General features: G+C 37.4%; 21 protein-coding genes. 17 read left to right on the top strand and 4 right to left on the bottom strand.

Annotation, left to right across the window (positions count from 1 at the left end):
• The first annotated feature begins 1 nt into the window (after nt 1).
• From BLT57_RS00415 to BLT57_RS00335, 17 genes are all read left to right on the top strand, one after another.
• Complete coding sequence (locus BLT57_RS00415; protein WP_091420715.1) at nt 2-616, top strand: DUF4230 domain-containing protein; 615 nt, start codon at nt 2-4, stop codon at nt 614-616.
• The gene (locus tag BLT57_RS00410) at nt 617-1186 is read left to right on the top strand and encodes a TetR/AcrR family transcriptional regulator (protein ID WP_091420712.1); all 570 of its coding nucleotides are present in this window, start codon (nt 617-619) and stop codon (nt 1184-1186) included.
• Between the two features lie 69 nt (nt 1187-1255).
• Complete coding sequence (locus BLT57_RS00405) at nt 1256-2329, top strand: 2Fe-2S iron-sulfur cluster-binding protein (RefSeq protein WP_091420709.1); 1074 nt, start codon at nt 1256-1258, stop codon at nt 2327-2329.
• A gap of 91 nt (nt 2330-2420) precedes the next feature.
• Nucleotides 2421-3377: a 1,2-phenylacetyl-CoA epoxidase subunit PaaA gene (paaA, locus tag BLT57_RS00400; RefSeq protein ID WP_091420705.1), complete on the top strand. Its 957-nt coding sequence runs from the start codon at nt 2421-2423 to the stop codon at nt 3375-3377.
• Between the two features lie 12 nt (nt 3378-3389).
• A complete protein-coding gene (gene paaB, locus BLT57_RS00395; protein ID WP_091420702.1) occupies nt 3390-3677 on the top strand; it encodes a 1,2-phenylacetyl-CoA epoxidase subunit PaaB in 288 nt (95 codons plus the stop codon).
• Between the two features lie 92 nt (nt 3678-3769).
• Nucleotides 3770-4525 carry a 1,2-phenylacetyl-CoA epoxidase subunit PaaC gene (gene paaC / locus BLT57_RS00390; protein ID WP_091420699.1) on the top strand — a complete coding sequence of 252 codons (756 nt, stop codon included), beginning with the start codon at nt 3770-3772 and terminating at the stop codon, nt 4523-4525.
• A 40-nt stretch (nt 4526-4565) separates the two neighbouring features.
• Nucleotides 4566-5066, top strand: coding sequence for a 1,2-phenylacetyl-CoA epoxidase subunit PaaD (paaD, locus tag BLT57_RS00385; RefSeq protein WP_091420697.1), 501 nt, complete (start codon nt 4566-4568; stop codon nt 5064-5066).
• 105 nt (nt 5067-5171) lie between these two features.
• Entirely contained in the window at nt 5172-5957 is a 786-nt protein-coding gene (locus BLT57_RS00380; RefSeq protein WP_091420694.1) for an enoyl-CoA hydratase-related protein, read from the top strand.
• 2 nt (nt 5958-5959) lie between these two features.
• Nucleotides 5960-7135: a 3-hydroxyacyl-CoA dehydrogenase NAD-binding domain-containing protein gene (locus BLT57_RS00375; RefSeq protein WP_091420691.1), complete on the top strand. Its 1176-nt coding sequence runs from the start codon at nt 5960-5962 to the stop codon at nt 7133-7135.
• Nucleotides 7136-7543 (top strand): PaaI family thioesterase, encoded by a 408-nt coding sequence (locus tag BLT57_RS00370; protein ID WP_091420689.1) that lies wholly within the window; start codon nt 7136-7138, stop codon nt 7541-7543.
• Between the two features lie 51 nt (nt 7544-7594).
• The gene (gene pcaF / locus BLT57_RS00365; protein ID WP_091420686.1) at nt 7595-8803 is read left to right on the top strand and encodes a 3-oxoadipyl-CoA thiolase; all 1209 of its coding nucleotides are present in this window, start codon (nt 7595-7597) and stop codon (nt 8801-8803) included.
• A 2-nt stretch (nt 8804-8805) separates the two neighbouring features.
• Nucleotides 8806-11304, top strand: coding sequence for a phenylacetic acid degradation bifunctional protein PaaZ (gene paaZ / locus BLT57_RS00360; protein ID WP_091420683.1), 2499 nt, complete (start codon nt 8806-8808; stop codon nt 11302-11304).
• A gap of 6 nt (nt 11305-11310) precedes the next feature.
• Nucleotides 11311-12063 carry an enoyl-CoA hydratase/isomerase family protein gene (locus tag BLT57_RS00355; RefSeq protein WP_091420681.1) on the top strand — a complete coding sequence of 251 codons (753 nt, stop codon included), beginning with the start codon at nt 11311-11313 and terminating at the stop codon, nt 12061-12063.
• 2 nt (nt 12064-12065) lie between these two features.
• Nucleotides 12066-12662 (top strand): transferase hexapeptide repeat family protein, encoded by a 597-nt coding sequence (locus tag BLT57_RS00350; RefSeq protein WP_091420678.1) that lies wholly within the window; start codon nt 12066-12068, stop codon nt 12660-12662.
• Between the two features lie 2 nt (nt 12663-12664).
• Nucleotides 12665-13972, top strand: a complete 1308-nt coding sequence (locus tag BLT57_RS00345) for a dihydrolipoamide acetyltransferase family protein (protein ID WP_091420675.1) — start codon at nt 12665-12667, stop codon at nt 13970-13972.
• An 80-nt stretch (nt 13973-14052) separates the two neighbouring features.
• Entirely contained in the window at nt 14053-16104 is a 2052-nt protein-coding gene (locus BLT57_RS00340) for a thiamine pyrophosphate-dependent enzyme (protein WP_091420672.1), read from the top strand.
• 66 nt (nt 16105-16170) lie between these two features.
• Nucleotides 16171-16539 carry a hypothetical protein gene (locus tag BLT57_RS00335; protein ID WP_091420670.1) on the top strand — a complete coding sequence of 123 codons (369 nt, stop codon included), beginning with the start codon at nt 16171-16173 and terminating at the stop codon, nt 16537-16539.
• 42 nt (nt 16540-16581) lie between these two features.
• On the opposite strand, the gene BLT57_RS00330 is transcribed toward BLT57_RS00335, so the two are convergent.
• From BLT57_RS00330 to BLT57_RS14100, 4 genes are all read right to left on the bottom strand, one after another.
• Entirely contained in the window at nt 16582-18261 is a 1680-nt protein-coding gene (locus BLT57_RS00330) for a SulP family inorganic anion transporter (protein WP_091420668.1), read from the bottom strand.
• A gap of 120 nt (nt 18262-18381) precedes the next feature.
• Nucleotides 18382-18954: a DUF4136 domain-containing protein gene (locus BLT57_RS00325; RefSeq protein ID WP_091420665.1), complete on the bottom strand. Its 573-nt coding sequence runs from the start codon at nt 18952-18954 to the stop codon at nt 18382-18384.
• 20 nt (nt 18955-18974) lie between these two features.
• Complete coding sequence (locus BLT57_RS00320; protein ID WP_091420661.1) at nt 18975-20975, bottom strand: urocanate hydratase; 2001 nt, start codon at nt 20973-20975, stop codon at nt 18975-18977.
• Nucleotides 20975-21136 carry a DUF5522 domain-containing protein gene (locus BLT57_RS14100; protein ID WP_172827421.1) on the bottom strand — a complete coding sequence of 54 codons (162 nt, stop codon included), beginning with the start codon at nt 21134-21136 and terminating at the stop codon, nt 20975-20977. Before BLT57_RS14100 ends, BLT57_RS00320 begins: the two co-directional genes overlap by 1 nt.
• Nucleotides 21137-21165 lie beyond the last annotated feature (29 nt).

The raw sequence follows: 21165 nt of genomic DNA, 5'->3' as shown, positions 1-21165 counted from the left end.
TATGAGAAAAATAGTTTTTGGAGTTGTCATTACGCTTATCATTTTGTTCACGTTCAAATATTGTGGAGATAAAAGAGAGGATAAGATGGTGCTTCAAGAACATTCGGCACTTATAAAAGAACAGGTGAGAAATGTTGGTAAACTTGTAGTGACTGAAGGTCACTTTAGTGAAGTGTTTACCTATAAAAATTCTAAAGCCATATTTGGCGATTTACTCGAAGCTAAAAAACAAGCTATAGTTATTGTTAATGCCGATGTCACCATTGGTTACGATTTGAGTCAAATAGAATATGAAATTGATGAAACTAGCAAAACACTTCTAATTTTATCCATCCCAGAAGAAGAAATTACAATCAGTCCAGATTTTGAATATTATGACATTCAGGCCGATTTCTTTAATCAATTTGAAGCTCAAGACTATAATGACATCAAAGCAACGGTTAGAGCCTCATTGATGAAGAAAGTGGAAGCATCAGACTTGAAATTGAATGCACAAAACCGATTAATTAGCGAATTAGCGAAATTCTATATTTTGACGAATTCATTAGGCTGGACACTTCAGTATGATGGGTCTCCAATTACTGAAATTGATGCCTTGCAAAATATTAAGTTTTAAATGAAGCAAGAAACACGTAAGGATGAAATTATCACCACCGCAGCTAGACTTTTCAAAGAAAAGGGCTACAGCGCTGTGACCATGCGTGATTTAGCAACTGCCATGGGCATGAAAGCCGCTAGTTTGTATAACCACATCAATTCTAAGCAAGACATCCTAAAAGCTATTATTATTGATATTGCAGAGGCGTTTACAACTGGAATGCAAACTATTATTTTATCTGAAATATCCACGATTGAAAAGCTTAAAGCAATTGTGTCATTACATGTCAATATTACCGCTTTAAATACAAATGGCATGGCATCATTAAATAATGATTGGATGCATCTCGAGGATCAATTGGAGTATTACTTGCAATTGAGAAATGAGTATGAAGCGAACTTTCTTGCGATTATAGAAGAAGGAATCTCTACCGCTGAAGTCAAACAGAATAATCCAGAACTTATTATGTTTTCAATGCTTACAACATTGCGTTCACTCTACCTATGGATACCCAAAAAAGAAGACCTTAACGCAAAGGATTTAGCTCAGAGCCTTAGTGATGTTCTCATTGAAGGAATTAACAATTAGTTAAGAATTATATTTTGTATCTTTGTTCACCAAACTAACAAGTGTTAGTTAAAAGATTCAGGATTAGATATGGCAGAATTTCACAACTTAAAAGTTGCAGATATATATAAAGAAACTGAAGATACTTCTGTGGTTACTTTTGAGGTTCCTTCAGAATTAAAGGAGGTGTATGAGTTTAGACAAGGACAGCATTTGACCTTAAAAGCTGATATCAATGGCGAAGACGTGCGTCGATCATATTCGTTGTGTTCAAGTCCTATTGAACACGAATGGAAAGTAGCGGTTAAGCTAATTCCAGGCGGAAAATTTTCAACCTTTATTAATGAAGAGTTGAAAACTGGTGACCATCTCGAAGTGATGGTGCCAAGTGGAACATTTGGAGTTCCTGTTAAACCGGAAGAACATAAAAACTATTTATTCTTTGCTGCAGGTAGCGGGATAACGCCAGTTTTGTCCATGATAAAGACACATCTTAAAGTAGAACCAAATTCGACATGTAAGTTGTTTTATGTAAATAAGACGGCTAAATCTATTATCTTTAAAGAAGAGCTTGAGCAACTAAGAAATGCCTTTTTTGGAAGATTAGAAATCTACTATTTCTTAACTAAAGAACGTCGAGATATCGAGTTGTTTAATGGAAGATTTGATGACGATAAAATGCAAGTTCTCACAAAAACATTTATCGATATTCCTGATACAAGTGAAGTGTTTCTTTGTGGTCCAGAAAAAATGGTAAATTATGTAAGTGAGTATCTCATAAACAAGGGACTACCAAAAGAACTGGTGCATTTCGAGCTGTTTGTGTCGGGATTGTCAGAAGAAGATATTAAAAGGGCTGAACGTCTCGCGCAACAAAATGTTGATGGTGTAGAAATTACAATTGTTGATGGTGGTAAAGAATTTGAGTTTACCATGACTAAAGATTATGATAATATTTTGGATGCGGCTTTAAATGCCGGAGCCGATTTGCCTTTTGCATGTAAAGGAGGGGTATGTAGCACTTGTAAATGTAAAGTTATAGAGGGGTCTGTGGAAATGAAAATCAATTATGCACTAGACGAAAAAGAAGTGTCACAGCAACTCGTATTAAGTTGTCAAGCTGTTCCAACAGCTGAAAAAGTAGTAGTGGATTTTGATGTATAAATGATATGAGAAGTTTACATCAATCAACATAAATGAAAAAGAAAAAGAAACTCGCTTGTGGCCTCAAGCCAACAGCTAAAAGCTAAAAACTATGAGTGAAGAACAAATTAGAAGTTTAGAAAGACAATTCGATGAGCGCATTTCGCGTGATGAGAAAATTGAACCAAAAGATTGGATGCCCGAAAAGTATCGACAGACACATATTAGGCAAATTTCTCAGCATGCACATTCTGAAATTGTTGGGATGTTACCTGAAGGGAACTGGATTTCCAGAGCGCCTTCGTTACGACGTAAAGTAGCCTTATTGGCAAAAGTGCAAGATGAAGCCGGTCATGGGCTGTACTTATACAGCGCATGTGAAACTTTAGGAGTCTCTCGAGATGAATTGTACCAACAACTTCATTCTGGTAAAGCAAAATATTCAAGTATCTTCAACTATCCTGCTCTTACGTGGGCAGATATGGGTGCTGTTGGATGGTTGGTTGACGGTGCCGCTATCATTAATCAAGTGCCATTATGCAATACCTCTTATGGTCCTTATGCAAGAGCTATGATTCGTGTATGTAAAGAAGAAAGCTTTCATCAGAGACAAGGTTTTGAAATCATGTTAAAACTTGCAAATGGAACCCCTGAGCAAAAAGATATGGCTCAAGACGCATTAAATCGCTGGTGGTGGCCAAGTTTAATGATGTTAGGTCCAACAGATGACAAATCTGTGCATACCGAACAGTCCATGAAATGGAAATTAAAACGTAAAACTAACGATGAATTGCGCCAACAATTTATTGATCAAACGGTGCCTCAGGCAGATGTTTTAGGCTTAACGATTCCAGATCCAGACCTAAAATGGAATGAAGAGCGTCAGAGTTATGATTTTGGAGCTATTGATTGGGACGAATTCTGGCAAGTAGTCAAAGGGCACGGTCCAATGAACAAAGAACGAATGAAAGCACGTGTTGGTGCATGGGAAAATGGAGAGTGGGTGCGTGATGCTGCCATGGTACATGCAGAAAAAAAACGAACAAGAAAAGAAAAACAAGCAGTTTAAAACTATAAGCTTATGTCAACAAAAAACTGGCCGCTTTGGGAAATCTTCGTGAGAAGTAAAAACGGATTAGAACACAGGCACTTCGGAAGCCTCCATGCTGCAGATGCAGAAATGGCCCTAGAGAATGCCCGTGATGTCTATACAAGACGTAATGAAGGTGTAAGTATTTGGGTGGTAGAATCAAAACATATTACCGCTTCAAATCCTGAAAATAACGGAGAATTATTTGAGCCTGCTCAAGATAAAGTGTATCGTCATCCCACATTTTATGATGTGCCAGATGAGATAAAACACATGTAATACTCTTATGAGTCCCAACTTGTGTGGGAATTGTATAATTAACAATAACTAAAACAACACCTCGAGCAGAGTCGAGAGGTTTTACAGTTAAAATGAAAAACGAAAATTTATATAATTATATCCTCGGTATTGCTGATAATTCATTAATTCTCGGTCAACGCCTAGGTGAAATAACAGGACATGGTCCAAGTTTAGAAACTGATATTGCTTGTACCAATATTTCTTTAGATTTATTCGGACAAGTACGAAGCTATTTTCAATATGCAGGAAAAATAGCCGGAGATGGGCGTTCTGAAGACGATATTGCAATGCTCAGAAAAGAGCGTGACTATAAAAATGTACTATTGGTAGAACAGCCCAATACGAATTTTGCCTTTACTATTGGTAGGCAATTTTTATTTGATGTATATCACCTTGCATTTCTAGGAGAATTGCAAAAGAGTACAGACTTAACCTTATCAGCCATTGCTAATAAATGCATAAAGGAAGTGAGCTATCACGAACGATTTTCCTCAGATTGGATCAAACGTCTAGGCGATGGTACTGAAGAGAGTAACGCAAAAATGCAAGAGGCCATTAATGATCTTTGGCGGTATACAGATGAGTTATTTCATCAAACTGATGCTGATAAAGCCATGGTCGCTGAAGGCATTGGAGTTGATGTTACGACATTAAAAGACGCCTATTACACACGTCTAAATGAAGTGTTGGGAGAAGCAACATTGGAGGTTCCTCAATTAAAGTACTTCCAAAAAGGTGGTAAAAATGGGATTCATACAGAGTATATGGGATATATCCTAGCCGAATTACAATACATGCAACGCGCATATCCAAACATGGAATGGTAAAAGAAATGTCGCCTCGCTCATAGCTGGGAGGTTTAAAAACATGACAACAACAGAACAACATATAGACGGTAGTTTAATTTCAATACTGGAAAAGGTCTCAGATCCTGAAATTCCAGTGTTGTCAATTATGGATATGGGCGTAGTGAGGTCGGCCATTATTATTAATGGAAAAGTCAAAGTAGAAATTACACCAACCTACAGTGGATGTCCTGCTATGGATGTCATTGGAGATGATATTAAAAAAGCATTAAAAGATGCTGGTTATGAGTCTGAAATTGACTTGATCTTGCATCCAGCTTGGACGACCGACTGGATAACACCGCGCGGACGAAAAGCACTGGAAGATTACGGGATAGCAGCTCCTTTAGAAGCCGATGCTGATAAAGAGGTATTGCTTCATGGCAAGCGCATTGTAAAATGTACCAATTGTGGGTCTCAAAACACACGAATGGTTAGTCAATTTGGTTCAACGGCCTGCAAAGCACAATTTCAGTGTGAGGATTGCCAAGAACCTTTCGACTATTTTAAATGTTTAAAATAAGTATAGCGTTACCCAAGGGTCAGGCTTGCGGCAGTCGCTCTTAAAATTAAAAATTTTAAGGAGCTCCAACAAAGCCTTAATCCTTAACGCATAAGAAAATCAGGTATGAGCAATAATTCAATTCTATTAAAAATTGAAAATAAGGTCGCGTATATAACGCTCAATAGACCAGAAGTATTTAATAGTTTCAATCGTGAAATGGCGTTAAGCCTCCAGTCTATTATGGATGACTGCGAATCTAATAATGATGTAAGAGCAATTGTTCTCACAGGAAACGGAAAAGCTTTTTGTGCAGGACAAGACTTAAAAGAAGTCACCAATCCAGAATTGAATCCGGGGTTTAAAAAAATTCTTGAAGAACATTACAACCCAATTATTGCCAGAATTAGAAGTATTAAAAAACCAATTATTGCAGCTGTAAATGGCGTGGCAGCTGGAGCAGGAGCAAACATTGCTTTAGCTTGTGATATTGTTATTGCGCATGAAAAAGTAAGCTTTATTCAAGCGTTTAGTCTAATTGGTTTGGTTCCTGATAGTGCAGGAACATTTTTTTTACCACGATTAATAGGCTTCCAAAAAGCATTGGCTTTAGCCATGTTAGGCGATAAAGTGACTGCTGAAGAAGCCGAGCGATTAGGTATGATCTACAAAGTGACTGCTTTAGAAAATTTTGAGGAGGAAGCTCAAAATACAGCAGTAAAATTAGCGAATATGCCAACAAAAGCTCTCGGGTTAATTAAAGAGTTATTTAATAAATCAATGACAAATACGCTAGATGAACAACTGGCTTTAGAGTCAAAATTACAAATTGAGGCGGCACAAAGTGAAGATTATGCCGAAGGTGTTGCTGCTTTTATTGAAAAACGTAAACCACAATTCAAAGGTAAATAAATATGAACGTAGGCATTATAGGTTCAGGAACAATGGGAAGTGGTATCGCTCAAGTAGCAGCTACAGCTGGTTGCAACGTTAAATTATACGATACTAATCAAGCTGCTTTAAATAAAGCTAAAGCTGCTCTAGAAAAAATATTATCACGTCTTATCGAAAAAGGGCGTATCGATTCTGCTGAAAAAGATAGAATTCAATCTAATATCTCTTATGTAGATAGTTTGAAAGCGTTAGCAGATTCAAACTTGACTATTGAAGCGATTCTAGAAAATCTTGATATCAAGAAAAAAGTCTTTTCAGAATTGGAAAGCTATGTAGCAGACGATTGCATCATCGCATCAAACACATCCAGTTTATCTATTGCTTCAATTGCAGCCGCTTTAAATAAACCTGAGCGTTGCATTGGGATTCACTTTTTTAATCCAGCTCCTCTAATGAAATTGGTGGAAGTAATCCCAGCAATTCAAACATCAAAGGCAGTTCTAGAAACATCGGTCCAAACGATTACTGAATGGAAAAAAGTGGTGGCCGTAGCCAAAGATACACCTGGTTTTATCGTCAATAGAGTAGCTAGACCATTCTATGGAGAAGCCTTACGATTATATGAAGAAGGAATTGCTGATTTTGAAACAATAGATTGGAGTTTAAAGACGATAGGAGGTTTTAGAATGGGACCATTTGAGCTCATGGATTTTATAGGTAATGATGTGAATTATACGGTTACAGAAACCGTTTTTACAGCCTTTTATTTTGATCCTAGATATAAACCAGCATTCACACAAAAACGATTTGCTGAAGCAGGGTATTACGGCAGAAAGTCGGGTAAAGGCTATTATGATTATGATCAAAATGGTAAGATAGTACCTCGTCATTCTAAACTGGTTTCAGAATCTCAAAAGAATAAACTCGGACAACACATATTTGATCGTGTTTTAGTGATGTTAATCAATGAAGCGGCAGATGCTCTGTTTTTAAATATTGCATCAGCTGAAGATATCGATAATGCCATGACAAAAGGAGTTAATTATCCTAAAGGTTTATTGGCATGGGCAGATGAAAAAGGTATCGATTGGTGTGTGTCTAAATTAGATGAATTGTACGACAATTATCACGAAGACAGATACCGTTGTAGCCCATTATTACGAAAAATGAATAAAGAGAATAACACCTTCTTTTAAATGAAAGGAGAGCAAATTCCATATAAAATGTTAAGTCAAGATGCCTTTAGCCAATGGTTAGGGATCGAGATTTTAGAATGTGAGATTGGTCGCTGTAAAGTCGCCATGACCATCCGAAAAGATATGCTTAATAGCATGAACAAAGCCCATGGCGGAATTAGTTATTCATTGGCAGACACCGCATTTGGTTTTGCAGCCAACACACATGGGAAATACGCAGTGTCTATTGAGACAAGTATAAATCATATTGAGGCCTTAGATGAAGGCGATTATTTGGTTGCAGAATCTGTGATAGAAAAAGTAAATAAGAAACTTGGGTTCAATATTATTGAAGTGAAACGTGGACATGAATTAGTGGCACTGTTTAAAGGGGTTGTATACAGAACACAAAAAGATTGGGAAGACTAATATGAAATCGAAGATTACATTTGAACAATTAAAGAAAATAGAAAACATCAAATGAAAGAAGCATATATAATAGACGGAGTAAGGACACCAATAGGAAATTACAAAGGCACCTTATCTGCTGTAAGAACAGATGATTTAGGAGCATTAGTGATTTCCGAAGTCGTAAAAAGAAATCCAAACATTCCAAAAGAAGCTTATGATGATGTCATTATGGGATGTGCAAACCAAGCTGGAGAAGATAATCGTAACGTTGCGAGAATGTCATCTTTATTAGCAGGCTTGCCATTTACCGTTCCTGGAGAGACAGTGAATCGTTTATGTAGCTCAGGATTGTCAGCAATTATTCATGCCAATCGCGCAATCAAAGCAGGCGATGGAGACCTATTTATTTCTGGAGGTGTTGAAAACATGACACGTGGACCATACGTCATCGCAAAACCCTCAAGTGCTTTTGGTAACGACTCCAAAATGTATGACTCTAGTTTCGGATGGCGATTTATCAATCCGAAAATGCAAGAACTATATGGAACTGACGCCATGGGAAATACCGCAGAAAATCTAGTAGAGAAATATAACATCTCAAGAGAAGACCAAGATAAGTTTGCCTATTGGAGCCAGACGAAAGCGACTAAAGCTCAAGAAAATGGTCGATTAGCAAAAGAAATTGTAACCGTTGAAATTCCCCAGCGTAAAAAGGACCCAATTCTATTTTCTAAAGATGAGTTTGTAAAACCAAATACATCTTTGGACGTTCTTGGAAAGCTAAGAGGGGCATTTAAAAAAGAAGGTGGAAGTGTGACGGCAGGAAACTCGTCAGGTTTAAATGACGGAGCGGCAGCAACGATTATAGCATCAGAAGATGCAGTTAAAAAATACAACTTAAAGCCATTAGCTAGAATAGTAAGTTCTGCAGTGGTTGGCGTAGAACCAAGAATCATGGGAATTGGTCCAGTTCAAGCGTCTAACAAGGCTTTGGAAAAAGCAGGTTTGACGATGGAAGATATGGATATCATTGAATTAAATGAAGCCTTTGCAGCTCAAGCATTAGCTTGCACAAGAGCTTGGGGCTTGGCAGATGATGATTCGAGATTAAACCCAAATGGAGGTTCGATTGCTATTGGTCATCCATTAGGTGTTACTGGGGCAAGAATAGCCTACTCTGCGGCTTTAGAGTTACACGAACAGAATAAAAAATATGCCTTAATCACCATGTGTATTGGTGTCGGACAAGGGTATGCAGCAATTATAGAACGCGTTTAATTATGGAAAAAATACAACATTACGTTCAAGGTCAATGGGTCAGTGGAAAAGAAGAAGGGACTCCAATTCTCGATGCCATAACTGGTGAAGCCTTTACAAGTATCGCTATTGAAGGCCTAGATATCCCTGAAATTTTGAATTACGGAAGAACTCAAGGTGGTGAGAAACTTCGTAAAATGACCTTTCAAGAGCGTGGAAACATGCTAAAGACTTTAGCCTTGTATTTGACGAAAAGAAAGGATGCTTTTTATGAGTTAAGTTATAGAACAGGGGCAACGAAAGTTGATAGCTGGATAGACATTGAAGGTGGTTTTGGTAATTTATTCGCCAATGCGTCTTTAAGAAAGTTGTTTCCTAATCAGCCATTTCATGTTGAAGGCGATCCTATCGACTTATCGCGTGGTGGTCGATTTATGGCTCATCATATTATGGTGCCTAAAAAAGGGGTAGCTGTACATATTAACGCTTTCAATTTTCCAGTATGGGGAATGTTAGAAAAGTGTGCAGTGAATTGGATGGCAGGTGTGCCCGCAGTGGTATTACCAGCGCCATCATCTTCATACTTGGCAGAAGCGGTAGCGAGAACAATTATTGATTCTGGGATTTTACCAGAAGGTGCACTACAGATTATTAACGGCACCGTAAAATCAATTCTAGATACTGTAGAGTCTCAAGATGTAGTAACCTTTACAGGTTCAGCTGCAACTGGGCGATTATTAAAAGCGCATCCTAGATTAATTCAAGAGTCTGTGCCATTTACTATGGAAGCCGATTCATTGAATGCTTCGATATTAGGTGAAGATGCTATTCCAGGAACACCAGAATTTGATTTATTTATTAAAGAAGTGCGTAAAGAAATGACCGTTAAAGCGGGACAAAAATGTACGGCGATTAGACGAATAATTGTTCCTGAGAATTTAGTTGAGGATGTTCAAATTTCCCTTGGGAAAGCGTTGGATAAAGTCACTATAGGTGATCCAAGATTAAAAGAAGTGAGAATGGGGTCACTGGTAAGTCATCAGCAAGTGCAAGCGGTAAGAGATTCAGTAAATGATTTAGCAAAAGAAGCACAAATTGTTTATGGTGATTTAGATACAATTGAAACCATTGGAGCAGACGCGAAAAAAGGTGCTTTCATTAGTCCAATATTATTACGTACTGATCATCCGTTCCAAAATACTGTAATTCACGAGCGTGAAGCTTTTGGTCCAGTAAGTACCATAATGCCATATAAAAATCTAGATGAAGCGATTACTCTAGCTCAAATGGGTAAAGGCTCGTTAGTGTCTTCAATAGCTACTAATGACGATAAAATAGCCAAAGATTATGTGATAAATGCGGCAAGTCATCACGGCAGAATATTAGTGCTCAACAGAGAAAGTGCAAAAGAAAGTACAGGTCATGGTTCACCCTTACCTTATTTAGTGCATGGAGGTCCAGGACGTGCTGGAGGTGGAGAAGAAATGGGAGGTATGCGTGGTATTAAACATTACTTGCAACGCACCGCCATTCAAGGTTCTCCAACAACGATTACTGAAATTACAGGTATTTACCAACAAAATGCTAAATACAAGGAAGCAGAACAACATCCATTTCAATACCATTGGGAAGATATCCAACCAGGAATGTCTCTCAAAACTCACAAGCGTACCTTTACAGATACTGATATTATCAACTTTGCGAATTTGACTTGGGATCATTTTTACGCACATACAGATATCACCTCTTTAGACGGCAGTATTTTTGAAAAAAGAACTGCGCATGGCTATTTTATTATCTCAGCGGCAGCAGGATTGTTTGTATATCCAAATAAAGGACCAGTAGCAGCAAACTACGGATTAGAAGAATGTAGATTCTTACGACCATTGTATCATAATGATACGGTGTATGTAAGATTAACATGTAAACAAAAAATAGATCGTGATGTGGCATCTGCCGAACATCCGAGCGGTATTGTAAAATGGTTCGTTGAAGTATTTGATGCCGAAGATGAGTTAGTAGCAATTGCTACTATTTTAACCATGGTGCAAAAAAAGCAAGAGACGTTTATTGAAATGACCGATGCGAAAATTGAAGAATGTTTGTCAAAATTGAAAGAGGATGCGAAGCCTAAATGGGGAATCATGACCCCTCAACATATGATTGAACATCTAGAATACACGTATAAAATTGCTGCTGGGGATATTCAAGATTTTGAAGTGGCTACACCAGAAAAAATATTAGAAAAAGTTAAAAATAGTTTATATAACTACGACAAGTTTCCACAGAATTCAAGATTTCCATTGTTGGAAAAAGACACATTAGATCAGTTAAGATATGACGACTTAGTAACAGCAATAGAAAAATTTAAGACGCAAAGACAAGCCTATCTCACATTTTTCAAAGAACATCCAGATGCTATTTTAAATAATATGGTGTTTGGTGAATTAAAAAGATACGAGTGGTATTTATTAGAACGGAAACATTTAAATCATCACTTTGAACAATTTGGATTATTATAATTTATCATGACAGAAGCATACGTTAAACAAACTATAGAAAACGAAGTAGGATACATTGAGTTTTTTCATCCTGCACACAACTCCTTACCAGGACATGTTTTAGCAAAACTAGCGCAGACGATAACTGAAGCTGGACAAAATGATGACATCAAAGTTATTGTTTTAAAAAGTGGAGGTGATCGAACGTTTTGTGCTGGAGCAAGTTTTAACGAACTCATCACTATTAATGATCCAGCCACTGGAAAAGTGTTTTTTTCTGGGTTTGCTAATGTGATTAACGCCATGCGTCAATGTCCGAAATTTATTATCGGACGCATCCAAGGCAAAACTGTTGGAGGTGGTGTAGGTTTAGCCGCTTCAACCGATTATTGTATGGCAACAAAATTTGCTGCTATCAAATTGAGTGAATTGAATATTGGCATCGGACCATTTGTTGTTGGCCCAGCCATTGAACGTAAAATGGGTTTAAGTGCGATGTCGCAAATTGCCATAGATGCTAATTCATTTTATCCCGCAGAATGGGCAAAACAAAAAGGTCTGTTTACACATGTCTATGAGAGTACAGAAGCATTAGACGATGCTGTAAAAGCAACAGCAGAACATTTATGTACCTATAATACAGAGGCGATGATGGAGATGAAAAAAGTGTTTTGGAAAGGAACAGATGATTGGGATGATTTATTAGCAGAACGTGCACAAACTAGTGGACGATTAGTGCTTTCAGAGTTCACAAAAGAGAAATTAAAAGGATTTAAATAATCATGATTTACAGTTTCAAAGGCTATACACCCGTAGTTCATGAAAGCAGTTTTGTGCATCCTATGGCTGCAGTAACTGGAAATGTTATCATTGGAAAACATTGTTATATAGGTCCTGGTGCTGCCATTCGTGGAGATTGGGGGCAAATTATTTTAGAAGATGGCGTCAATGTTCAGGAGAACTGCACGGTACATATGTTTCCTGGAAAGTCAATTACCTTAAAAGAAAGTACTCATGTCGGTCACGGAGCCATTATTCATGGCGCTAATTTGGGTAGAAATTGTCTCATTGGAATGAATACCGTTATTATGGATGATGCTGAAATTGGAGATGAATGTATCGTTGGAGCTATGGCATTTGTGAAAGCAAAAACGATTATTCCAATGCGTAGCTTAGTAGTTGGTAATCCCGCTAAAGTGATTAAAGAAGTAAGTGATGAAATGATAGAATGGAAAACAAAAGGCACACAATTGTATCAACAATTACCAGCTGATTGTCAGGAGAGTTTAAAAGAAGTTGAGCCTTTAAGAGAGGTACCCAAACATATGGAAATACAAGAAGATGTTTACAAAACACTTCGTGATTTTATGAAAAAATAACTATGTCGAAAGTTGAATTTAAAATGCCCAAATTGGGTGAAAGTATTACCGAAGCAGCCATTATTACTTGGTTTAAAAATGTTGGTGATACCATAGAAGAAGATGAAATGTTATTAGAGGTAGCAACAGATAAAGTAGATTCTGAGGTGCCTTCAAACGTTACTGGAGTTATTGAAGATATTTTGTACGAAGCAAATGATGTCATTAAAATAGGAGCAACTATAGCTGTTATAAATACGGATGGTGAAGTTTCAGTTTCTCATAAAAAGGATACAAAAAAAACAGAGGCTAAACCAGAAGTCCAGAAGGTTGAAAAAACAAAAACGTCTAAAAGACCTCAGCCGATTTCTACAGTGCCTTTGAATCAATTAAGCCTGGGGAATACCAATCATTTCTTTTCACCATTAGTTGTCGAAATTGCTAAAAAACATCACATAAGTTTTGAAGAATTGGCTAGAATTCCCGCTACAGGACTAGAGGGACGTGTGCGTAAGAGCGATATATTTCAATATATAGAAGATGGTCGACCATATAAATTTGCGCAACCAGTAGTTCAAGATCCTACGGTCTATCGCATTCCGCAGCTTTCATTCGATAAAGGAAAAGGGAAGATCATAGAAATGGATCGTATGCGCCAAATGATAGCTGATCATATGGTATATTCAAAACATACATCACCTCATGTAACAGCTTATGTTGAGGCTGATCTCACCAATATGGTCAACTGGAGGAATGCTAACAAAGTTGCTTTTCAAGAAAAATACGGTGAGCGATTAACATTCACCCCTTTATTTGTTGAAGCTGTAGCCAAAGCAGTAAAAGATTTTCCAAATATTAACGCCTCTGTTGATGGTAATAAAATTATTGTAAAGGAGAATATAAATATTGGTATGGCGACTGCATTACCAAGTGGGAATTTAATTGTTCCAGTTGTTAGAGATGCAGAATCGAAAGATTTGAAAGTTTTAGCAGCGGATGTCAATGAACTTGCTAATAAAGCCAGAAATAATAATTTAAAAGCAGACGATATTCAAGGGAGCACATTCACAATATCTAATGTTGGAACCTTCGGAAGCGTCATGGGCACTCCAATTATTAATCAGCCGGAAGTGGCTATTCTTGCATTGGGAATTATTAAAAAACGTCCAGAGGTAATCACTACAGAAAAAGGAGACGAAATTGCTATTAGAAGTATGATGTACTTATCCCTTTCTTTCGATCATCGTGTGGTTGATGGTTTTCTAGGTGGAAGTTTTGTTCGTCGTGTAGCAGATTATTTTGAGCAATTTGATGTGAATAGAGAAATATAAAAAAAAGATTACGTCATTGCGTTTCATAGTGCGGAATGACAAAATAAATAAAAAGATTCCTGCATTAGCAGCCATTAGATATGAATAAAGACATACTAAAAAAAGGATTTTCGACGTTATGCACTGCTAAAGCAATGACAGAATTATACGAAGCCAACTTCAAGCAGGTTTCAAAATATGTACATGCGACTTCACGAGGACATGAAGCTATTCAAGTGGCCTTAGGAATGCAGTTATTACCACAAGATTATGCGTTTCCATATTATAGAGATGATGCGATGTTGTTATCATTTGGATTGAAACCTTATGATTTAATGTTACAGTTATTGGCTAAAAAAGAGGATCCGTTTTCTGGTGGAAGAACCTATTATTCGCATCCAAGTCTAAAGGATGATGATAAACCTAAAATCCCACATCAATCTTCAGCAACTGGCATGCAAGCCATTCCTGCAACAGGAGTTGCTATGGGGATGCAGTATAAAGAACTCCAAGGTTTAGATGATAAAGCCCTTAAGGATTTACCATTTGTGGTATGTAGTCTTGGTGACGCCTCAGTAACGGAAGGTGAAATTGCGGAAGCTTTTCAAATGGCAGCCTTAAAGCAAATGCCTATTTTGTATTTGGTTCAAGATAACGGTTGGGATATTTCAGCTAATGCTGCAGAAACTAGAGCGCAAAATGCCTTTGAATATGCACAAGGATTTCATGGCTTAGAAGCTATTTCTATTGATGGGGCTAATTTTATAGAGAGTTACAATGCCGTTGAGAGCGTTATCGCTACTATTCGTAAAGAACGGCGACCATTTTTAATTCATGCTAAAGTACCGTTGTTAAATCACCATACATCTGGCGTACGGATGGAATGGTATCGAGACGATTTAGAAGAAGCTAAATCCCGTGATCCTTATCCAGTATTAAAACAGCAGCTATTAGATAATGGAATTTCTCTGGAAATAGTAGAAGGTCTAGAGAGTTCTGCAAAAGAAAATGTGACCTCTGATTTTGAAAAAGCGTTACAAGCTGAAGATCCGAAGCCTGAAGATTTATTTACTCATGATTTTGTGCCAACGCTAATTTCCGAAGAAGAAGGAATTCGTGAACCAGAAGGTGCAGATAAAGTTGTGATGGTAGACTGTGCATTGTTTGCAGTTGAAGAATTGATGCGAAAACACAAAGAATGTTTGCTCTACGGGCAAGATGTTGGTGGACGACTGGGAGGTGTGTTTAGAGAAGCGGCTACTTTAGCACAAAAATTTGGAGACGACCGTGTTTTTAATACACCTATTCAAGAGGCTTTTATTGTAGGGTCAACAGTTGGAATGAGCGCTGTTGGATTAAAGCCTATTGTTGAGGTTCAGTTTGCTGATTACATTTGGCCAGGACTCAATCAATTATTTACCGAAGTGAGTCGCAGTTGTTACTTATCTAATGGAAAATGGCCTGTAAGTATGATTTTACGTGTGCCTATTGGCGCTTATGGAAGTGGTGGACCTTATCATTCGTCTTCCGTGGAAAGCGTCATTACTAATATTCGTGGTATTAAAATAGCTTATCCGAGTAATGGGGCAGATTTAAAAGGGTTGATGAAGGCTGCTTATTATGATCCAAATCCTGTGGTGATATTAGAACACAAAGGTTTGTATTGGTCAAAAGTACCGGGAACACTAACAGCAACTTCAGTTGAGCCCTCAGAAGATTATGTATTGCCTTTTGGAAAAGCATGGGTATTACAAGAAATTTGGAAACAAGAAGATATTGAAACCTGTACTATTGTTACCTACGGAATGGGTGTGCATTGGGCCTATAATGCTTCCGGTGAATTAGGTATGCGAGATCAAATAGAGATTATAGATTTAAGAACCTTATTTCCACTGGATGAAGCCGCGATAATGGCTTCAGTAAAAAAAACTGGAAAATGCCTAGTCGTAACAGAGGAGCCTTCCAATAATAGTTTTGCCAGAGCTTTAGCTGGTAAAATACAGGAAGAATGTTTTAAATATTTAGATGCTCCTGTGATGACTATAGGAAGTGAGAATATGCCAGCAATTCCATTGAATTCAACATTAGAAGAAACAATGATCCCGTCTACATCAAAAGTAAAAGATAAAATAGAGCAGTTATTGAATTATTAAAGTGTTAAAATTCAGATAATTTAGTTCATTTTTGTATATTGAACCAATAATATATTAACTAAGATCATGAAAAAACAACTTCTATTATTGAGCTTCGCATGCTTTTTATTTGCGGGCAGCCAATTTTCCTTTGCACAGTCAAAGATGGAAAAACAAAAAGTAGCGATTGAAAATGCAGATTCTTCTGTAAAGAAAAATGCAGAGAAAGTCATTAACTTACTAAAAAGGCACACCAAGCTTGATGAAAAGCAAAAAACAAAAATATATGATATTTTTGTAGCTGTTGATAAAAAAATGAAAGCAATCGAGACTATTGAAAATACTGAAGAACGACAAGCAAAACAGTCTAAAATGCAAGTTTATATTAATTCAAAACTACAACAAGTATTATCACCAGAACAATATAAAGTATATATAGAGAAACAGGCTTATTAGTAAGATACAGTATAAAAAAAGCGACCTTTTAGGTCGCTTTTTTTATATGTTATATTCTGAAAGTGGCTTTGTGAACTTTTCAGGATCGGCAGCTAGATGATATCTTGGGTCATCAATGTCTTCAACAATGACTTCCTTAAATTTCGGGCTTGCTTTATAAAGTAAAATTTTACAGTCTTCACTCAAATGTTTTAATTTGATAGATTTACCTTCGGCCTCGTATTTATGAACTAAGTTAAATATGGCTTCTAAAGCAGAGTGGTCGCTAACACGAGACTCTACAAAGTCGATTTCAATAGATTCAGGATCGTTTTTAATGTCAAATTTTGAATTAAAATTTTGAACTGACCCAAAGAAAAGAGGCCCCCAAATTTCATAGGTTTTAGTCCCATCACTTTGAATACGCTTTCGGGCTCTAATCATTGTTGCATTTTTCCATGCAAAAACTAGTGCTGAAATAATAACTCCAGCAATCACTGCAACCGCTAAATCCTGCCATACAGTAATGGCAGATACTGCTATTAAAACAATGGCGTCAGACAAAGGGATTTTTCTAATAATTCTGAAACTACTCCATGCAAAGGTTCCTATAACTACCATAAACATAACGCCAATTAATGCTGCGATTGGAATCTGTTCAATTAGCGGTGCTCCAAACAATACAAAACACAATAAAGCAATCGCTGCAACAGCACCTGAAAGTCGTCCGCGTCCTCCTGAATCAACATTTATAATGGATTGGCCAATCATAGCACAACCTCCCATGCCTCCAAATAATCCATTTAGCATATTAGCACCACCTTGTGCTATACACTCTCTATTTCCATTACCCCTAGTTTCGGTGATTTCATCAATTAAATTAAGTGTCATTAAAGACTCTATTAAACCAATCGCTGCAAGCACAAAAGCAGTTGGTAAAATAGTGCTCATAAAATGACCATCGAGTGTACCGAATAGGCCAAAGATTTGGTCTTGGAAAGTAGGAAGACTTCCTTCTAATCCAGTACCACCTTTCTCTATTATAAAAGAACCAACAGTATTGACTTCAATACCTCCAAAAATGGTAATACATGCCACGACAATAATTGCAATTAAAGCGGCTGGAACCTTTTTTGTTAGTTTAGGTAAGCCAAACATAATGCCCATGGTTAACCCTATAAAAGCAATCATTTTCCAAAAGGTAGTATTTAAGAATAAAGCAGAAAACCATTCTGAAGTGTTATTTAAAAAAGAAATGTCATGTGGTACAGCATTAGGGAACATACCAAGTTGAGATATAAATATAACAATGGCTAAACCATTAACAAAGCCCATCATTACTGGATGTGGTATGAGTCGCACAAATTTTCCAAGTTTAAATAAGCCGGCTAATATTTGGATCCCTCCAACAAATAATAGAGTGATAAAAAGCCATTGCAACCCTAATTGATCTATAGGTGTATCTAAACTAAGGCCTACTTCATTTCCTTTTTGAATTAAATAAACCATTACCACAGCCATAGCTCCAGTGGCTCCAGAAATCATTCCAGGTCGGCCTCCAAAAAGTGCAGTCACAATACCCATCATAAAGGCTCCGTAAAGACCAACCAACGGCGGAATACCAGCAACAAATGCAAATGCCACCGCTTCTGGTACTAAAGCTAATGCTACTGTTAAGCCTGAAAGAATATCATTTTTCGGGTTTTGAGTAAAGTTTTTTCTGGTGGTTTGGCCTAATATCATAACACTTCGTTTAAAAGTCGGCAAATATAGGGTTTTAGAAATGAAGTGAAAAAGATTGGAGGGTTTACATAAAAAAAGCATCAATTTGATATTGATGCTTTTGATAGTTTGTAAGGTCTTCTATTTTTCCATTTTTGGTGGGTATTTTTCCATTACTTTAGAAACGAATTCATTAATTCGTTCTTCTTTTTTTTCGACATTTCGTGGTAAGTATCCAGTACCCATGCCTTGCCAAATAAGTTCTTTCTTTTTAGCATCAATAAGGTCTATAAATAAAGTGCCTTCTGATCTTGTGCTAACCATAGGTTGTTGGTTCCAACCCCAGCCCCAACCCGGACCAAAACCACCACCCCAAGGGCCAAAACCGCCCCAGCCCCAGGCACCCATGCCCCAAGCATTATTGTATACGTCTACACGTTGTTGAGATTTTGTGAAAATGCTCACAAGGATATCAGGATTTTCCGATTTGGTAAAACCTTTTGCTAATAGTTCACTTTCAATGGCACGTAGGATTCTTCGTTTGTCGAGGTCACTTATTTCTGCTTTATCAATACCTGTTTTAAAGAAAGCAAAACTTTTATAGTTATTAAAATCGGCAGCCTTGTCATAATCAGCAGCTACTCTAACGGAACTACAAGAGGAGATAACTAGTGTTACCATCACAATTGATAATAATTTTAGTAATTTTTTCATAGTCAAATATTTTTTTCTTGTTATAGTGAATTTAATAAATTGTCATCAACCTTATTAGGTAATGTTACCTTTAAATTTGGCTCAGTTGCCATGGCGCGTTTAATGGCAAAAATGGCTTCATCATTTCTTGCCCAACTGCGCCTCGCAATGCCATTATTTACATCCCAAAACAACATGCGTTTTATACGTATTGCTGCTTCTTTAGAACCATCAAGAACCATACCAAATCCGCCGTTAATCACCTCTCCCCATCCAACACCACCGCCATTGTGTATGCTTACCCATGTGGCACCTCTAAAACTATCACCAATCACATTATGAATGGCCATGTCTGCTGTAAATCGAGATCCATCATAAATATTACTGGTTTCTCTATATGGAGAGTCGGTTCCTGAGACATCGTGATGATCTCGACCTAAAATAACGATACCAATTTCACCATTTGCTATGGCAACATTAAATGCTTCTGCGATTTTCATTCGACCTTCGGCATCTGCATACAAGATGCGCGCCTGTGAACCGACCACTAGTTCATTTTGTTGGGCACCTTTAATCCATTGAATATTATCAGCCATTTGCTGTTGAATTTCTTCTGGAGCCTCTTTTTTGATGGTTTCTAGAACCTCACAAGCGATTAAGTCAGTTTTTGCAAGATCTTCAGGTTTACCTGAGGCACAAACCCATCTGAACGGTCCAAAGCCATAATCAAAGCACATGGGCCCCATTATATCTTGAACATAGGATGGATATTTAAAATCAATACCATTTTGAGCCATGACATCTGCTCCAGCTCTCGAGGCTTCTAAAAGAAATGCATTTCCATAGTCAAAGAAATAAGTGCCTTTAGCTGTGTGTTTATTTATTGTAGCAGCATGTCGACGCAGACTTTCCTGTACTTTTGTTTTGAATGTTTCAGGCTCGTGAGCCATCATCTCATTTGCGGCTTCAAAAGATAAATCGGCAGGATAATATCCACCTGCCCAGGGATTATGGAGTGATGTTTGATCACTACCTAAGTCTATATAAATATTGGCGTCATCAAATTTTTCCCAAACATCAACGATATTTCCTAGGTAAGCCAGTGAGACGGTTTCTTTTGCTTTTTTTGCTTTAATCACACGAGCTACTAGGTCTTCTAAATCAGTGATTTTTTCATCTACCCAGCCTTGGTCTAAACGAACTTGTGTGATTTTCGGATTTACTTCGGCACATACGGTGATACATCCGGCGATATTTCCGGCTTTGGGTTGTGCACCAGACATTCCGCCGAGACCTGAAGTTACAAATAGATTTCCTTTTGGAGATTTATTTATTTTTCTAAAGCCGTTAAGTACAGTAATTGTTGTCCCATGAACGATACCTTGTGGACCAATATACATATAACTTCCCGCTGTCATTTGTCCGTATTGCGTAACACCTAAAGCATTAAATTTTTCCCAATCATCGGGTTTTGAATAATTCGGAATCATCATTCCGTTGGTGACTACAACTCGCGGAGCTTCTTTGTGACTAGGGAATAATCCCATAGGATGACCAGAATACATCACTAACGTTTGTTCGTCGTTCATTTCAGACAAATACTTCATTGTTAATCTGTATTGTGCCCAATTGGAGAAAACGGCACCGTTTCCACCATAAGTAATTAATTCATGTGGATGTTGTGCTACAGCATAATCTAGATTGTTCTGGATCATAAGCATAATCGCTGCTGCTTGTTTTGATTTTGAAGGATATGCTTCGATGGGTCGAGCATACATTTTATAATCAGGACGTAAGCGATACATATAAATTCTTCCGTAGGTGTCTAATTCATTTTTAAATTCTGAAATTAGGACGGAATGATTTGTTTTATCGAAATAACGAAGTGCGTTTTTAAGTGCCAATTTTTCCTCTTCAGCCGATAAAATCGTTTTTCGTTTCGGAGCATGATTGATGGAGGCGTCGTGAGGTTTTGGTTCAGGTAGTACCTTTGGTATGCCTTCTTTTATTTGATCTTTAAATGATGATTTGGTTGTTTGCATTACTTTTTTTTTAAGGTATTTTTATCGAAACCGTATGGGCAGTGTCTGCATCCACTTTCACAGCAATAGCCTCTTTTTAAAAGATACTGCGCTGTAAAGCAACGATAGCCTTCTGGCGTCATATAAAAATCTCCATCCTCTAGTGGAATTATCTTCTTCATATTACAAAGATAATGTAAATTGGAAAGAT

Origin of the sequence: Formosa sp. Hel1_31_208 (genome assembly GCF_900104785.1) — a bacterium.
Taxonomy (GTDB): Bacteria; Bacteroidota; Bacteroidia; order Flavobacteriales; family Flavobacteriaceae; genus Psychroserpens.
This window is presented reverse-complemented; position numbering and strand designations above follow the sequence as displayed.

Coding starts and splice junctions, on each gene's coding strand:
- BLT57_RS00415 (WP_091420715.1), top strand. CDS start 2: ATGAGAAAAATAGTTTTTGGAGTTGTCATTACGCTTATCATTTTGTTC.
- BLT57_RS00410 (WP_091420712.1), top strand. CDS start 617: ATGAAGCAAGAAACACGTAAGGATGAAATTATCACCACCGCAGCTAGA.
- BLT57_RS00405 (WP_091420709.1), top strand. CDS start 1,256: ATGGCAGAATTTCACAACTTAAAAGTTGCAGATATATATAAAGAAACT.
- paaA (WP_091420705.1), top strand. CDS start 2,421: ATGAGTGAAGAACAAATTAGAAGTTTAGAAAGACAATTCGATGAGCGC.
- paaB (WP_091420702.1), top strand. CDS start 3,390: ATGTCAACAAAAAACTGGCCGCTTTGGGAAATCTTCGTGAGAAGTAAA.
- paaC (WP_091420699.1), top strand. CDS start 3,770: ATGAAAAACGAAAATTTATATAATTATATCCTCGGTATTGCTGATAAT.
- paaD (WP_091420697.1), top strand. CDS start 4,566: ATGACAACAACAGAACAACATATAGACGGTAGTTTAATTTCAATACTG.
- BLT57_RS00380 (WP_091420694.1), top strand. CDS start 5,172: ATGAGCAATAATTCAATTCTATTAAAAATTGAAAATAAGGTCGCGTAT.
- BLT57_RS00375 (WP_091420691.1), top strand. CDS start 5,960: ATGAACGTAGGCATTATAGGTTCAGGAACAATGGGAAGTGGTATCGCT.
- BLT57_RS00370 (WP_091420689.1), top strand. CDS start 7,136: ATGAAAGGAGAGCAAATTCCATATAAAATGTTAAGTCAAGATGCCTTT.
- pcaF (WP_091420686.1), top strand. CDS start 7,595: ATGAAAGAAGCATATATAATAGACGGAGTAAGGACACCAATAGGAAAT.
- paaZ (WP_091420683.1), top strand. CDS start 8,806: ATGGAAAAAATACAACATTACGTTCAAGGTCAATGGGTCAGTGGAAAA.
- BLT57_RS00355 (WP_091420681.1), top strand. CDS start 11,311: ATGACAGAAGCATACGTTAAACAAACTATAGAAAACGAAGTAGGATAC.
- BLT57_RS00350 (WP_091420678.1), top strand. CDS start 12,066: ATGATTTACAGTTTCAAAGGCTATACACCCGTAGTTCATGAAAGCAGT.
- BLT57_RS00345 (WP_091420675.1), top strand. CDS start 12,665: ATGTCGAAAGTTGAATTTAAAATGCCCAAATTGGGTGAAAGTATTACC.
- BLT57_RS00340 (WP_091420672.1), top strand. CDS start 14,053: ATGAATAAAGACATACTAAAAAAAGGATTTTCGACGTTATGCACTGCT.
- BLT57_RS00335 (WP_091420670.1), top strand. CDS start 16,171: ATGAAAAAACAACTTCTATTATTGAGCTTCGCATGCTTTTTATTTGCG.
- BLT57_RS00330 (WP_091420668.1), bottom strand. CDS start 18,261: ATGATATTAGGCCAAACCACCAGAAAAAACTTTACTCAAAACCCGAAA.
- BLT57_RS00325 (WP_091420665.1), bottom strand. CDS start 18,954: ATGAAAAAATTACTAAAATTATTATCAATTGTGATGGTAACACTAGTT.
- BLT57_RS00320 (WP_091420661.1), bottom strand. CDS start 20,975: ATGCAAACAACCAAATCATCATTTAAAGATCAAATAAAAGAAGGCATA.
- BLT57_RS14100 (WP_172827421.1), bottom strand. CDS start 21,136: ATGAAGAAGATAATTCCACTAGAGGATGGAGATTTTTATATGACGCCA.